Source organism: Amycolatopsis sp. NPDC004378, assembly GCF_053602455.1.
Genome location: NZ_JBSGDR010000002.1, coordinates 187,388 through 201,325, shown reverse-complemented (window position 1 = coordinate 201,325; position 13,938 = coordinate 187,388). Strand labels below are relative to the sequence as shown.

Below are 13,938 nucleotides of genomic sequence, written 5' to 3'. Positions count from 1 at the left end.
AACGTCGCCGTAACTCACCAGTGCTGTGCTTTGGTATGGATGAGTGGCATTATGCGTGCTCTCACGAACTGAGAACTACGAGGAGTGACGACGTGGCCCGAGGAACCCAGCTCAAGGCGATCGCGCTGCTGCCTGCGTTCGCCCTGGTCGGACTGACCATGGCGTGCGGGGCCGGCGGCAGTGGCGCGGGTGGTGTCGCGTCCAGCAGTGCCGCGCCCGGTGCGTCGTCGGGTGACACCGGCACCGTGGCCAAGGACGACTCGCTCGCCGCGATGGTGCCCGCCGACGTCAAGACCGACGGCAAGATCGTGGTCGGCCAGGACCAGAGCTACCCGCCGAACGAGTTCCAGGACGGCGGCAAGGCGACCGGCTTCGACGTCGACCTCGGCACCGCCATCGGCCAGGTGCTCGGCGTGCAGATGGAGTTCCAGAACTCCTCGTTCGACGGCATCATCCCGGGCATCGGCGCCAAGAAGTACGAGATGGGCATCTCGTCGTTCAGCATCAACAAGGACCGGCTGCAGTCGGTCGACATGATCTCCTACTACAGCGCGGGCACCTCGCTGGCCGCGCTGAAGGGCAACCCCGACGGCCTCAAGGCCGACGACCTGTGCGGCAAGAAGATCGCCGTCCAGAAGGGCACCACCCAGGTCGAAGACCTCGACAAGAAGAACGCCGCCTGCACCGGCTCGGGCAAGCCGGCCATCGAGGTCACGCAGCTGCAGGCCCAGACGGACGTCAACCTGGCCCTCACCGCCAAGCGCGTGCAGGGCGAGCTGGCCGACTCGCCGGTCATCGACTACGCGGTCAAGCAGACCAACGGCCAGCTCGAGTCGGTCGGTGCGCCCTACGACACCGCGCCGTACGGCATCGTGCTGCCGAAGAACAGCGGCGACTTCGGCAAGGCCGTCCAGGGCGCGATCCAGAAGCTGATCGACAGCGGCGCCTACAAGAAGATCCTGGACAAGTGGGGCCTGAACGCCGCGGGCGCGGTCACCAAGTCGGAGATCAACCCGGCCTCCTGAGTTAAGGACCGATTTTCGTGAGTTCCTCCGAAGCGCCTCCCGCCGAGGCGCCGATCGACGCCGAGCCCATCACGGCCGTCCCGGTGCGCCACTACGGGCGCTGGGTGGCCGGGGTGATCATCGTCTTCCTGGCGTTCATCGTGATCCGCAGCGTGATCACGAACGACGCCCTGCAGTGGCCGGTCGTCGGGGACTACCTCTTCGACGACCGGGTTCTGCGCGGCCTGCAGAACACCCTCATCCTGACGGTGATCTCGATGATCATCGGCATCGCCGGCGGCATCCTGCTCGCCGTGATGCGGCTGTCACCGAACCCGCTGACCTCGGGTGCGGCGGCGATCTACATCTGGCTGTTCCGCGGCACGCCGCTGATCACGCAGCTGATCATCTGGAACTTCCTGGCGCTGGCGTACCCCCGGCTCGGGCTGGGCGTGCCGTTCGGGCCGGAGTTCGTCAGCTGGGACACCAACCAGCTGATCACCCAGTTCACGGCGTCGCTGCTCGGGCTCGGCCTCAACGAAGCCGCGTACATGGCGGAGATCGTGCGAGGCGGCATCCAGTCGGTCGACTCGGGCCAGCTGGAGGCGGCGAGCGCGCTCGGTATGAGCCGGACGAAGACCCTGCGGCGGATCATCCTCCCGCAGGCGATGCGGGTGATCATCCCGCCGACCGGCAACGAGACGATTTCGATGCTGAAGACGACGTCGCTGGTCGTGGTCATCGGCTACTTCGAGCTGATGGTCGCGGTGCAGACCATCTACTCGCAGAACTACAAGACCGTGCCGCTGCTCATCACGGCCGCGGCCTGGTACCTGTTCATGACGTCGGTGCTGACGCTGATCCAGTTCCAGATCGAGAAGCGGTTCTCGCGTGGCACGTCGCGGGACGTGGTCCGGCGGCAGGGTTGGGCGGCGCGGATGTTCAGCCGGGGTGGAGGGAACGCCCAATGACCCCTGTGGTGTCCGCACAGCGGATCTGCAAGAGCTTCGGCTCTGTCGACGTCCTCAAGGGCATCGACCTCGAGGTGCACGAACGCGAGGTGCTCTGCCTGATCGGGCCGTCCGGCTCGGGCAAGTCGACGCTGCTGCGCTGCATCAACCACCTCGAGAAGATCGACGCCGGCCGGCTCTACGTCGACGGCGTGCTCGTCGGCTACAAGCAGCGTGGCGACAAGTTGCACGAGCTGCGCGAGAAGGAGGTCGCGTTCCAGCGCAAGGACATCGGGATGGTGTTCCAGCGGTTCAACCTCTTCCCGCACATGACCGCGCTGGAAAACGTGATGGAGGCGCCGATCCAGGTCCGTCGCGAGCCGAAGGCCCAGGTGCGGCAACGTGCCCTGGAGCTGCTGGAGCGCGTCGGGCTCGGGGACAAGGCGAAGAACTACCCGTCGCAGCTGTCCGGCGGGCAGCAGCAGCGGGTCGCGATCGCGCGGGCGCTGGCGATGCAGCCGAAGCTGATGCTGTTCGACGAGCCGACGTCCGCGCTGGACCCGGAGCTCGTCGGCGACGTCCTGGGCGTGATGAAGCAGCTGGCCAAGGACGGCATGACCATGGTCGTCGTCACGCACGAGATGCAGTTCGCGCGCGAGGTGGCGGACAAGGTTCTGTTCATGGACGGCGGGGTCGTCGTCGAAGAGGGCCCGCCCGACCAGGTCATCGGAAGCCCGCGCGAGGAGCGGACGAAGTCGTTCCTCGCCCGTGTCCTCAACCCGAATGCCTGACGAACACCGTTCACGTTCGCTACTTTGAAGGAGGGTGAGGGAGGGGGCGGCTCATGACGACCGAAAATGCGCTGCCACCTCTCGACCCCTTCGCGGGCATTCCCGACCGCCGGTACGAGGTCAAGGCGTCGGACCTGCTCAAACCCGGCAACGGCGGGTTGCTGCGCTGGCGGCGGCAGGCCACGAACGCCCCGATCGTCTACGTCGAGGACGCCTACATCACCGGCACGCTCGACCTGCGGGCCGCCGACCTCAAGTACCTGTTCCGGTTCGAGCGCTGCCGGTTCGAGCAGCCGCCGGACGTGCGCGAGGCGAACCTGCTCGGCCTGGTGTTCCGCAAGTGCTGGCTGCCCGGGCTCAAGGCCCGCAACATGCGCAGCCGCAACGACGTCCGGCTGATCCGCAGCGTCGTGCAGGTCGACGGCGCCGACCGCGAGATCGAGGAAACCACCGTCCAGCGCGGCGACGACCGCGAGCGCGGGATGCCGAACGCCGCGGTCAACCTGACCGACGCGGTGATCGAGGGGTCGATGGTCCTCACGCGCACCGTCATCTCGCACCCCCACGGCAAGGCGATCCAGGCCGACCGGCTCGTGCTGACCGGCGCGCTGCTGGCGTACCGGATGGTCGCGAACGGCGAAGTCCGGCTCCCCGGCGTGCGGACCGGCGGTAACGTCAACTTCTCCGGCGCCACGCTCAACAACCCGGACGGCTTCGCGCTCAACGGCAACGGCCTGCAGATCGGCGGCAGCCTGCTCTGCGAAGTCGACAACTACGGCCCCGCCAGCCAGCGGAAACGCTTCTCCGCCACCGGGATCATGTACCTGCCGAGCGCCACGGTGGCCAGCGACATCGTGCTGCGCGAGGCCAAGCTGACGGTGTCCCAGCAGGGCCCGATCGCCGTCGACGCGTGGAAGTCGAACGACCCCTACCTGGACCCGCGGCCCGCGCTGGTCTTCGACCGGATGCGCGTCGACGGGAACGTCGAGCTGTCCGACGGCCTGCAGGCGCTCGGCACGCTGCGCATGGTCAACGCCCGGATCGGCGGCTCGCTGCGGCTGGCCGGCGCCGAGGTGACCGTCGTGCGCGGCAAGTCGCAGCCCTACTACGACCGCGCGCTGCACCTGGACGGCACCGAGATCGGCGGCGACATCGAGGCGACGAGCCTGCGCGTGCCGGCCGGGCAGCTGCGGCTGGCCGACGTCACCGTCGGCGGCAACTTCCTGGCCTGGAACTCGATGTTCCGCCACCCGGGCCGGGACGTGTTCTCGGCGCGCCGCTCGCGGATCGCGGGGAACTTCCAGCTCACGGACGCGACGATCCACGGCACGCTGCGCCTGCAGGGCGTCGAGGTCGGCGGCAGCATCAACCTCGCGGGCACCCGGCTGACCGACCCGGGACGCCGCGCGACCAGCAGTTTCTCCCTGGACGTCCGGACCGGCCGGGTCGGCCGCGACCTGACGCTGCGGGACAACAACGGCCGTCCGTTCGTCGCCGAGGGCGGCGTCAACCTCGACGGTGCCCAGGTCGCCCGGCGCGTCGACCTGCGGGGTTCGCAGCTGGGGTCGCTCTCGCCGTTCTTCGTGGCGCTCGACGCCGGTGACGTCGCGGCGGACGAGTTCACGCTGACGCCGAGCGTGCCGCCGGCCGGCCGGGTCGTGCTGCGCCGCGCCCACTGCGGGACGCTGACCGACAACGAGGCGTTCTGGGCCGCGGCCGAGGGCATCGAGCTGGAGGACTTCCGCTACGACGCGCTCGGCAAGAGCATCCCGCTCGACGACGACAAGGCGCTCGACCACCGCATCGAGCTGCTGAGCCGGGCGATGCGCGGCTACCGCCCGGGACCGTACGACCAGCTGGCGCACATGCTGCGCGCGGCGGGGAACGAAGAGCACGCCTCGACGGTGGCGTTGCGCAAGCAGCAGTTCCGCTACGAAGCGCTGGCCGGGGGGTTCAAGTTCTTCGGCCCGGGCGTGCGGCTGTGGAGCTGGCTGCAGCGCTCGATGGTCGGCTACGGCTACCGCCCGGTGCGCGCGCTCGGCTGGCTGTTCACGCTGCTGGTGCTGGGCAGCCTGTGGTTCGGCCTGGGCACCGACGACTGCGTGCACTGGAAGTCGGACGAAACGCACCAGATCATCGCGAACGGCCCCCGCTGCGTGGTGAACCAGCAGGACACCGGCCTGCAGTGGAACGCGGTGATCTACACGGCGGACCTGCTGGTGCCGATCGTCGACTTCGGCAACAAGTCGCGGTGGTACATGCACGGCGCGGACAACTGGGTGGCCGCGGGCTTCACGGCGTCGGGCTGGATCCTGGCGACCACGGTGGCGGCGGGCGTCAGCCGGATGCTGCGCAGGGAAAGCTAAGTCTTTCTAGTCCTGGTGCTAGACGAGCGAATAGCCGGTTAGTCGATGAAGCGCGACCAGAAGTCGATGTACCGCGGCCCGTCCGGCGGGGCCGTGCTGATGCCGCCGGTCGCGAACTCGCGGTGCAGGTAGTCGCGCAGGTCACAGCCGTAGACGATGATGTCCGTCTGGTACACCGACAGCACCGGGTAGCCGGTCGTGCCGGGCAGCCCCGGCAGGTAGCGGTGCCCGCAGACCGGCACCAGCTGGGGGACGTCGGCCAGCCGCCGGCGGGCTTCGCGGACCGCGTCCTCCGGGCCGACCGGGCGGGTCCCCCACTCCGGCAGCCAGAAGCCGTTGTGCTCGACGTCGTACAGCACGCCGTCGACCGGCCAGGCCAATCGTTTGCGCAGCTGCTCGGGGTTGCCGCAGCGCCAGTCCGGCCAGCGGTCGCCGATCGGCACGCCGGCGGCCAGGAACGTCCGGTGGTCGGCGGCGAAGCGGAAACCGAACCGGCGCTCGACGTCGTCGAGCTCGGGTTCGGTCAGCCCGGGACGCACCGGTTCCCGGAGGTTCTCCTGCAGGTGCCGGGCCTCCTCCAACGAGAGGGCGCCGGCCGGCTGGACGGGGGTCATGACGACGAGCGTAAGCGGCGGCTCACCCCGCCGCGCGTTCTTTTCCGCCGTCTTCACGGGGCACCCCCGTGGGGTGAGTTTGTTCTCTCATCGGCCGGACTTCGGAACAGGGCGTGAACGCGTGTAGTTCACTCTTGCCGTGACTTCACCCCGACCGCAGGCCCGCGTGCGCGCTCCCGAGCTGCGCGGCGACGTCTGGCTGAACACCGGCGGCCGCCCGCTGACCCTCGCCGAGCTGCGCGGGCGCATCGTCCTGCTGGACTTCTGGACCAGCGGCTGCATCAACTGCCTCCACGTGCTCGACGAGCTGCGTCCCCTCGAAGCCGAGTTCGCGGACGTGCTCGTCACGATCGGCGTCCACTCGCCGAAGTTCCTGCACGAGGGCGAGCGCGCGTCGATCGAGGCCGCGGTCCGGCGCTACGAGGTGCACCACCCGGTCGTCAACGACCCGAAAATGGACCTGTGGTCGCAGTACGCGGTCCGCGCGTGGCCGACGCTGGTCGTCGTCGACCCCGAGGGGTACGTCGTGCACGTCGCGGCGGGCGAAGGGCACGAAGAGGCGCTTCGCCGCGTCATCGCCGATCTCGTCACCAAGCACGAAGCGAAGGGGACGCTCCGGCGTGGCGGCAGCCCGTACGTGGCGGTCGAAGAGCAGGTCAGCGAGCTGCGGTTCCCGAGCAAAGCCGTCGCGACCGCCGAGGGGCGCGTCCTCGTCGCGGACACCGGGCACCACTCCGTCGTCGAGTTCGCTTCGGACGGCGAGACCGTCATCCGGCGCTTCGGCAGCGGCGAGCGCGGCGGCCAGGACGGCCCGTTCGACGTCGCGACCTTCGCCGAGCCGTCCGGCATCGCGCTGCTGCCCTACGACGTCGCCGAGCGCGCCGGCTACCACGCCGTCGTCGCCGACACCGCCGGCCACCGGCTGCGCGGCCTCGACCTGATCACCGGCGAGGTGAAGACGGTCGCCGGCAGGGGCGCCCAGTGGCGCACCGGCCCGGACTCGGGCAAGGGCCCCGACGTCGACCTGAGCAGCCCGTGGGACGTCGCCTGGTGGGGCCCGGCCGGCGGGGTCGTCGTCGCGATGGCGGGCAACCACACGCTGAGCGTGTTCGACCCGGTCTCCGGCACGATCCGCCGCTTCGCCGGGACGACCGTCGAAGGCCTCAAGGACGGCGATGTCGCCGAGGCGTTCTTCGCGCAGACCTCGGGTCTCGCCGCGGACGGCGACAAGCTGTGGCTCGCCGACGCGGAGACGTCCGCCCTGCGCTGGATCGAGCCCGACGGCGAGTCGTTCACGGTGCACACCGCGATCGGCGTCGACCTGTTCTCGTTCGGTCACACCGACGGCCCGGCCGACCAGGCGCTGCTGCAGCACCCGCTCGGCCTCGCGGTGCTGCCCGGCGACAAGATCGCGATCGCGGACACCTACAACGGCGCCGTCCGCAGCTTCGACGTCTTCACCCGCGTAGTGACCACGATCGCCACCGGGCTCTCGGAGCCGCAGGGACTCCTGCTGCACGACGGCGAACTGCTGGTCGTCGAGTCCGCGGGCAACCGGATCGCCCCGCTGGACTCGTCCTCGGAGCCGACGGTCGTCTCGGGCGACGCGCACGCCGTCCGCAGACCGCCGACGGTCCTGGCCCCTGGTGAGATCGACTTTTCGGTGGTGTTCACGGCGCCGCCGGGCGAGAAGCTCGACGACCGCTTCGGCCCGTCGACGCGGTTGGAGATCAGCGCCTCACCCCCGTCGCTGCTGGCCGGCGGCGACGGCACCGGCACGGACCTCACGCGCAAGATCCAGCTCGCGCCAGGCGTGACGGAAGGCGTGCTGCAGGTGGTCGCGCAGGCGGCGAGCTGCGACGACGGCGGCGACCACCCGGCGTGCCGCATCACCCGGCAGGACTGGGGCGTCCCGGTGCGCCTCGCCGCGGACGGCGCGCACGAGCTGAGCCTGGTCATGGCGGGGGAACCCCGGCCCGCCGAGTAACATGCAGGCCGTGTCTGACGGGCCGAAACTCGAGATCCAGATGCTGCACGACCGGGTGCTCGTGCGGCTGTCCCCGGAAGAGGGCGAGCGCCGCAGCAGCGGCGGCATCGTGATCCCCGCCACCGCACAGGTGGCGCGGCGGCTCGCCTGGGGTGATGTACTGGGCGTCGGCAACAGTGTGCGGAACGTCAAGACCGGCGACCGCGTGCTCTTCAACCCGGAGGACCAGCTCGAGGTCGAGATCCAGGGCGAAGGGCACCTGGTGATGCGCGAACGCGACATCCACGCCGTGGCGACCGAGCGCACCGAGCACGGCACGGGGCTCTACCTGTAGGTCGGGTCCCGCGGAGGGCGGGGGCGTGGCAGACGACGAGGCACCCTCGGAGGAGCCGGTGGCCGAAAGCAATCCGGCCGCCGAAGCATCCACCGAGCCCGAACCGGCGGGGGCCGAGGAGCCGAGCGCCGCCGAGGAGCCGGGCGCCGCCGAGCCGCCGGTCGCCGAGGCGCCTGCCGTCCTGGAACCTGCTGGAGAGCCGGGTTCCGAGCTCGAGCCGGAAGAACCCGCGACCGTCGTCGCGGAGCCCGCTACCGATCTCTTCGCCGATGATCTGCTCGGTGAACTCCTCGAAACCCCTGCGCCGCCGCGGGCGCCCGAGACTTCGGGTGCTCGGATGCGCAAGGGGGTTGCGCGCACGATGATGGCCATCGGGATCGCGCTCGGGCTCTTCGTCATCCTCTACGCCCTCGACCTCATCACCAGCGCCGGGGACGTGCCGCGCGGGGTGACCGTTGCCGGCATCGATGTCGGGGGGCTTACCCATGCCGAGGCGGAAGCCAAGCTGCGCAAGGAACTCGAGCCGCGGCTCACGCGGCCCGTCGTCGTGCACGGTGGTGATGTGCAGGCGACGCTCGTTCCCGCGCAGTCCGGGCTGGGGCTCGACTGGCCGAACACCCTCGGCCTCGCCGGGCACCAGCCGCTGAGCCCGATCACGCGGATCATGTCCTTCTTCACCAGCCGCGAAGTCGGCGTCGCGACGCGGACCGATCCGAACCAGATCGGCCAGGCCGTGCGCGAGCTCGCCGAGGGCAAGCTGAACCACCCGGCCACCGAAGGTGCCGTCGGGTTCACGCCCGTTCAGGGCAGCGACGGCGGCGTCACGCCCTACCCGATCCTGCCGCGGCAGGGCCAGCAGCTGACCGACCTCGCCGGTGCCGTGCACACCGTCACCGACCACTGGCTCGACGCCGGCGGGGTCAAGCTCGCCATGGCGATCACGCCCGTGAAGGCGACCGCGGCCGGGGTGCAGGCCGCTTACCAGCAGATCGTCGTGCCCGCGGTGGCGAAGCCGGTCGTCGTGCACGGGCAGGGCAAGGACGTTCCCCTCAAGCCGGACGCCATCGCCGGGTCGTTCCAGTTCGCCGCGGTCGAAGGCGGGGCCGTCGAGGTCCGCATCGACCAGGGCAAGCTGCAGGCCGCGCTCAAGGACGGCCTCGCGAGCACCGAGACCGACGGCAAGGACGCGCAGATCGTCTTCACCGGCGACCAGCCGGCCGTCGAGCCGTCCGAGGACGCCCGGAAGGTCAACTGGGAAAAGACCTTCCTGCCCCTCATCGACGTGCTCGAGAAGACCGACGGCCGGGACCTGCCCGTCGTTTACAGCGCGTCGAAACCCAGCGTGAGCACCGACGACGCCGGCGCGCTCGGCATCAAGGAGGTCGTCGGCGAGTTCACCACCGGTGGCCTGGCCGGCCCGGCCGCGACCAACAACCGGACGCTCGCCGCCCGCGTGTCCGGCGCGATCGTCAAGCCCGGCGAGACGTTCAGCCTCGGCGCCCGCTCCGGCCCGCGCACCGCCGACAACGGCTACGTGCCCGCCCCGGTCGAGGAGGACGGCACCGGCACGACCGTCGTCGGCGGTGGCGTCTCGCAGCTGGCGTCCACTTTGTACAACGCGGGCTACCTCGCGGGCCTGGCCGACGCCGGGCACCTCGAGCACGACCACTACCTCGACCGCTACCCCGCCGGCCGCGACGCCAAGGCCGTGAACGCCGACGGCAGTCCGGTCGAGCTCAAGCTGACCAACGACACCCAGACCGGGATCGCCATCCAAGCCACGGTTTCCGGCGACTCCGTGACGGTCCGGATCTGGGGCACCCGCCACTACCGCGTCGAGAGCCAGACCGGCGCGCAGACCCCCGGTGACCCGCCGCCGGTGCAGTTCGGCGGAACCGATCCGTGCGTGCCGTCGATCGGGACACCCGGCTTCAGCGTCACCGACACGCGCGTGCTCTACGACATCGCGAGCGGCGCCGAAGTCCGGCGGACGTCGCACACCGCGACCTACGGTCCGCGTCCGACCATCCTCTGTTGAGCCGTCAGCGAAGGACCATGCACCCCGCCTCCTCGAAGTCGCGCAGCCACGCCGGCTCCCGGAAATCCTTGTTCCACCGCAGATCCAGCTTGTCCAGTTTGGACAGGGAGGCGACGGACGCCGGCAGCGTCGTCAACGCGTTCTCCCGCAGGTCCAGCTGACGCAGCTCGGTCAGCATGCCGATCGAGTCCGGGAGCGAACTCAGCCGGTTCCCGCGCAGGTGCAGCTCCCGCAACGCGCCGAGCGCACCGATCGACTCCGGCAGGGAGTCCAACGCGTTGCGGTACAACCGGAGTTCGCGCAGCGACGCGAAGCCCGAGAGATCGGCGGGAAGCGCCGTCAGCCGGTTGTCCGTGCACCCCAGGTACCGCAACCGGTCCAGCCGGCACCACGCCGAAGGGAACGACGACAGCCGGTTGTCACTGACGTACAGGTACTCGGTCAGCCCGGCCAGCTCACCCAGCTCGTCCGGCAGGGAGCCGAACTCGTTGTGCGCCAGGTCCAAGGTGTGCACCGACTTCAGCGCCGAGATGCCCGGTGGCAGCGAGGACAGCCGGTTGGCCGCGAGGTTGAGCACCTCCAGCCCGGTCTGTTCCCACAGCGACGCGGGCACGGCCGTGAGCGAGTTCTCGTACAGGTCCAGCCAGGTCACCCCCGGGGGCAGCGCCGGGAACGACGTCAGCCCCCGGCCGCTCAGCTCGACCGACGTCATGACGACCGCCGTGTGGAGGGCAGCAGGGCCCAGGTGGCCGGGTCGTCCGGAGTGGACACCTGGACCCGCAGGCCCGGCACCTCCGACACCGCCAGCTCGGTCAGCCGGAAGGTCATCCGCCCGGCCCGCGGGTGGTGCAGCCGGCGCAGCCGCGCCCGCGGTTCGGCCACCTCGTGCCGCTCCCACAGCGCCGCGAACTCCGGGCTCAGCGCCGACAGCCGGCGGATGTCCTCCTCCCAGGACGGTTCGCCGACGTGCCCGCCGTACTCGGCCCGCATCCGCGCCACCATGTGCGGGACCTCCTCGTCGTAGTTCAGCAGGAACTCCCGCGCCTTCGGCTCGGTCACGCAGCACCACAGCAGGTTCTTGTGCAGGCAGGGCAGGCTGTGCCACTCCCAGAACAGCTCTTCCTGCGCCGCGTTCGACGCCAGCACGTCGAACCGGCCGTTGACCACCGTGGCGGGCAACGGATCCAGCGCGCGCAGCACCTCGCGCACCGCGTCCGGCACCACTTCGGCCGACGACGGCAGCCGTGACGGGGTCAGCTCCGCCAGCCGGTACAGGTGCTCCCGCTCGATGTGGTCCATCCTCAGCGTGCGCGCCACCGCGTCGAGCACCTGCGCGCTCGCGTTGATCGGCCGCCCCTGCTCGAGCCACGTGTACCAAGTGACGCCGACGCCGGCGAGCAGCGCCACCTCTTCGCGGCGCAACCCGCTCGTACGACGGCGTACGCCGGGCGCCAGCCCGACCTCTTCCGGGCCGATCCGCGCCCGGCACGCCTTGAGGAACCGGCCGAGTTCCTCCCGGCTCGTGCGAACCTGCGTGTCGGTCATGGGGACATGGTGCCCGAGGGGTACGACAGTTTCGGAAGACCCGGCGAAGCAGGTACTCCCGGCACCAGCACCCGCAGGCTCTCTCCGCGCGAAGCCGAAGAGAACCAAGGTCAGCCGCATGACACTGACCACCTCTGCCCCGGCCACCCCGGACCGGGCCGCCCGGGGAGACCGGCGGCCGTGGTTCATGCTGGCCGTCCTGCTGCTCGGCCAGTTCATGGCGCTGCTCGACGTCACCGTCGTGAACGTCGCCATGACCGGCATCCGCACCGACCTGCACGCCTCCGGCGCCGCGCTGCAGCTCGTCGTTTCCGGCTACACCGTGGGCTACGCGATGTTGCTGATCACCGGTGCTCGCCTCGGCGAGCTGTTCGGGCGGCGCCGGCTGTTCGTCACCGGCGTCGTCACGTTCACCGTCTGTTCGCTGCTCTGCGGTCTCGCGCCCGGCGCGGCGGTCCTGGTCGTCGCGCGGGTCGCGCAGGGCGCCGGGGCCGCGTTGATGATGCCGCAGGTCGTCAGCGTCATCCAGGCGCAGTTCACGGGGGCCGCGCGGGCGAAGGCGCTCAGCGCGTACACCGCCGTCATCTCCGTCGCGTTCGTGTCCGGCCAGGTGCTCGGCGGGGTGCTCGTCGGCGCCGACCTGTTCGGGACGGGCTGGCGGCCGGTCTTCCTGGTGAACGTCCCGCTCGGCGTGCTCGTGGCCGTGCTCTCCGGGAAGCTGCTGCCCGCCGGCGCCGCGAAGGCGGGCCGACGGCTCGACCTGGCCGGGCTCGGGATCGCCGCGCCCGCGGTGGTGCTCGTCGTGCTGCCGCTGGTGCTCGGGCACGAAACCGGCTGGCCCGCCTGGACGTTCGCCTCGATCGCCGTGGGCGCGCTGCTGGCCGTGTTGTTCGTGGTCGTCGAACGCCGGGTGCGCGAACCGCTCGTCGACCTCGCCGTGCTCAAGATCCGCGGTGTCGCCCCGGGGCTGGCCACGCTCGCGGCGGGAGTCGCGTCCTACGGCGGGTTCCTCTTCTGCGTGGCGCTGCACCTGCAGTCGGGCCTCGGCAAGACGGCGATGGCCGCCGGCTTGGCGATGGCGCCCGGCGGGGTCGTCTTCGGGCTGTGCGGGTTCTTCTGGAACCGGCTGCCGCGGCGGGTGCACGCCTGGCTGACCCCGTGCGGGTACGTGGGGTCCGCCGTCGCCTACGTGCTGCTCGGGCTGGGCCGGGACGGCGGGACCCTGTTCGTCGTCGCCCTGCTGCTGTTCGGCCTGTCGATGGGACCGGCGTTCGGCTCCCTGATGGTGAACGCGCTGACGCACGTGCCGCCCGAGCGCGCGGCGGACGTCAGCGGCCTGCTGACCACCACGTTGCAGCTGGGCCAGGTCGTCGGCGTCGCCACCTTCGGCAGCCTGTTCCTGACGCTGGCCGTGACGTCGTCCGCGACCGCCCTCACCACGGCGATGGCCTGCGCCGCCGGGCTGCTGCTCGCCGGCGCAGGCCTGGCGCTCAGGCGGTAGAGCGGCTGCCGCCCTTGACCTTGGCGTAGATCCCCGAGGCCAGGATGACCCCGACGACCGCGGCGACGATCTGGAAGATGTGCCGGATCCAGTCGATGCCGGAGGTGTCCCGGACGCCGAACACCCCGGCCAGCCAGTTGCCGATGAACGCCGCGACGATGCCGACGACGATCGTCAGCCAGATGGGGATCTTCTGGTCGCCCGGCGCGAACAGCCGGCCCAGGACGCCCAGGATCAGGCCCACGATGATCGTCGAGATGATGCCCCAAAGTCCGCCGAGCACGGTTGCCTCCTCGGATTGCGCAATAAGCGCCACGGTGGCACCGATGCGGGCTCGTCGCCCGCCTTGCCCCCCGATGGAGTGAGCGGCGAAGAAAGGCCCGGGCCGGTCCGCCCCCGACGACGGACCGGACCGGGCCGGCTGGGGAAAGCGCTACCTGCTGACGCCTCGGCGGCCATACGCGCCGGCGGCGATGCTGACGCCGATCGCGGCCACGACGACCTGCGTGAGGATCTCCAGCCAGTCGATCCCCTTGGTGTCGGCGTAGCCGAGACCGCGCGCGATGGCCGTGCCGATGAAGGCGGCGACGATGCCGATCACGATGGTCAGCCAGATCGGGATGCTCTGCTTGCCGGGGGCGACCAACCGTCCGAGGACACCGATGATCAACCCGATGATGATGGCGCCAAGGATGCTGCCGATGGTCATCGCTTCTCCTCTCCAGGATCCGCGGCCGCGCCGCGAACTCGGTGACCGGAATGCCCTCATCGGGTGAAGCTGAAACACGAAAAGGGCCCTCCTCACGCG

General features: G+C 70.5%; 13 protein-coding genes. 8 read left to right on the top strand and 5 right to left on the bottom strand.

Translation table 11 applies throughout. The features are described 5' to 3' along the window. Positions 1 to 92: 92 nt before the first annotated feature. The 4 genes from ACWEN0_RS08630 to ACWEN0_RS08615 are packed head-to-tail and all read left to right on the top strand — an operon-like array spanning position 93 to position 5,111. Positions 93 to 1,025 (top strand): ABC transporter substrate-binding protein, encoded by a 933-nt coding sequence (locus ACWEN0_RS08630; RefSeq protein WP_451970441.1) that lies wholly within the window; start codon positions 93 to 95, stop codon positions 1,023 to 1,025. Positions 1,026 to 1,042: 17 nt separating this feature from the next. Further along, positions 1,043 to 1,975 carry an amino acid ABC transporter permease gene (locus ACWEN0_RS08625; RefSeq protein WP_451970438.1) on the top strand — a complete coding sequence of 311 codons (933 nt, stop codon included), beginning with the start codon at positions 1,043 to 1,045 and terminating at the stop codon, positions 1,973 to 1,975. After that, on the top strand, positions 1,972 to 2,745 hold the full coding sequence (locus ACWEN0_RS08620; RefSeq protein WP_451970435.1) for an amino acid ABC transporter ATP-binding protein: 774 nt from the start codon (positions 1,972 to 1,974) through the stop codon (positions 2,743 to 2,745). The genes ACWEN0_RS08625 and ACWEN0_RS08620 overlap by 4 nt, the downstream gene beginning before the upstream one ends. A gap of 53 nt (positions 2,746 to 2,798) precedes the next feature. Continuing rightward, positions 2,799 to 5,111 (top strand): oxidoreductase, encoded by a 2,313-nt coding sequence (locus ACWEN0_RS08615; protein ID WP_451970432.1) that lies wholly within the window; start codon positions 2,799 to 2,801, stop codon positions 5,109 to 5,111. Positions 5,112 to 5,149: 38 nt separating this feature from the next. Here the strand turns inward: ACWEN0_RS08615 and ACWEN0_RS08610 are convergent, their stop codons facing one another. Beyond that, the gene (locus tag ACWEN0_RS08610; RefSeq protein ID WP_451970430.1) at positions 5,150 to 5,725 is read right to left on the bottom strand and encodes a hypothetical protein; all 576 of its coding nucleotides are present in this window, start codon (positions 5,723 to 5,725) and stop codon (positions 5,150 to 5,152) included. 166 nt (positions 5,726 to 5,891) lie between these two features. Between ACWEN0_RS08610 and ACWEN0_RS08605 the strand changes: the two genes are divergently transcribed. Genes ACWEN0_RS08605 through ACWEN0_RS08595 form a run of 3 tightly spaced genes read left to right on the top strand, consistent with a single transcriptional unit; the run spans position 5,892 to position 10,084 of the window. Then, complete coding sequence (locus ACWEN0_RS08605) at positions 5,892 to 7,712, top strand: NHL domain-containing thioredoxin family protein (protein WP_451971944.1); 1,821 nt, start codon at positions 5,892 to 5,894, stop codon at positions 7,710 to 7,712. Position 7,713: 1 nt separating this feature from the next. After that, on the top strand, positions 7,714 to 8,046 hold the full coding sequence (locus ACWEN0_RS08600; protein WP_013230909.1) for a GroES family chaperonin: 333 nt from the start codon (positions 7,714 to 7,716) through the stop codon (positions 8,044 to 8,046). A gap of 25 nt (positions 8,047 to 8,071) precedes the next feature. Then, positions 8,072 to 10,084: a VanW family protein gene (locus ACWEN0_RS08595; RefSeq protein WP_451970428.1), complete on the top strand. Its 2,013-nt coding sequence runs from the start codon at positions 8,072 to 8,074 to the stop codon at positions 10,082 to 10,084. Between the two features lie 4 nt (positions 10,085 to 10,088). Here the strand turns inward: ACWEN0_RS08595 and ACWEN0_RS08590 are convergent, their stop codons facing one another. Continuing rightward, on the bottom strand, positions 10,089 to 10,796 hold the full coding sequence (locus ACWEN0_RS08590) for a leucine-rich repeat domain-containing protein (RefSeq protein WP_451970425.1): 708 nt from the start codon (positions 10,794 to 10,796) through the stop codon (positions 10,089 to 10,091). Continuing rightward, positions 10,793 to 11,629, bottom strand: a complete 837-nt coding sequence (locus ACWEN0_RS08585) for a helix-turn-helix transcriptional regulator (protein ID WP_451970422.1) — start codon at positions 11,627 to 11,629, stop codon at positions 10,793 to 10,795. Before ACWEN0_RS08585 ends, ACWEN0_RS08590 begins: the two co-directional genes overlap by 4 nt. Before the next feature lie 118 nt (positions 11,630 to 11,747). On the opposite strand from ACWEN0_RS08585, the gene ACWEN0_RS08580 reads away from it, so the two are divergent. Then, on the top strand, positions 11,748 to 13,130 hold the full coding sequence (locus ACWEN0_RS08580; RefSeq protein ID WP_451970420.1) for an MFS transporter: 1,383 nt from the start codon (positions 11,748 to 11,750) through the stop codon (positions 13,128 to 13,130). Here the strand turns inward: ACWEN0_RS08580 and ACWEN0_RS08575 are convergent. Both ACWEN0_RS08575 and ACWEN0_RS08570 read right to left on the bottom strand, forming a co-directional pair. Further along, positions 13,120 to 13,413 (bottom strand): GlsB/YeaQ/YmgE family stress response membrane protein, encoded by a 294-nt coding sequence (locus tag ACWEN0_RS08575; protein ID WP_451970417.1) that lies wholly within the window; start codon positions 13,411 to 13,413, stop codon positions 13,120 to 13,122. The genes ACWEN0_RS08580 and ACWEN0_RS08575 overlap by 11 nt on opposite strands. Before the next feature lie 150 nt (positions 13,414 to 13,563). Further along, complete coding sequence (locus tag ACWEN0_RS08570; RefSeq protein ID WP_451970414.1) at positions 13,564 to 13,839, bottom strand: GlsB/YeaQ/YmgE family stress response membrane protein; 276 nt, start codon at positions 13,837 to 13,839, stop codon at positions 13,564 to 13,566. Between the last annotated feature and the right edge of the window lie 99 nt (positions 13,840 to 13,938).

What these genes read in the sequence shown, in the direction of transcription:
- ACWEN0_RS08570 (WP_451970414.1), bottom strand. Translation starts at nt 13,839, where the DNA reads ATGACCATCGGCAGCATCCTTGGCGCCATCATCATCGGGTTGATCATC.
- ACWEN0_RS08590 (WP_451970425.1), bottom strand. Translation starts at nt 10,796, where the DNA reads ATGACGTCGGTCGAGCTGAGCGGCCGGGGGCTGACGTCGTTCCCGGCG.
- ACWEN0_RS08600 (WP_013230909.1), top strand. Translation starts at nt 7,714, where the DNA reads ATGCAGGCCGTGTCTGACGGGCCGAAACTCGAGATCCAGATGCTGCAC.
- ACWEN0_RS08615 (WP_451970432.1), top strand. Translation starts at nt 2,799, where the DNA reads ATGACGACCGAAAATGCGCTGCCACCTCTCGACCCCTTCGCGGGCATT.
- ACWEN0_RS08585 (WP_451970422.1), bottom strand. Translation starts at nt 11,629, where the DNA reads ATGACCGACACGCAGGTTCGCACGAGCCGGGAGGAACTCGGCCGGTTC.
- ACWEN0_RS08620 (WP_451970435.1), top strand. Translation starts at nt 1,972, where the DNA reads ATGACCCCTGTGGTGTCCGCACAGCGGATCTGCAAGAGCTTCGGCTCT.
- ACWEN0_RS08580 (WP_451970420.1), top strand. Translation starts at nt 11,748, where the DNA reads ATGACACTGACCACCTCTGCCCCGGCCACCCCGGACCGGGCCGCCCGG.
- ACWEN0_RS08610 (WP_451970430.1), bottom strand. Translation starts at nt 5,725, where the DNA reads ATGACCCCCGTCCAGCCGGCCGGCGCCCTCTCGTTGGAGGAGGCCCGG.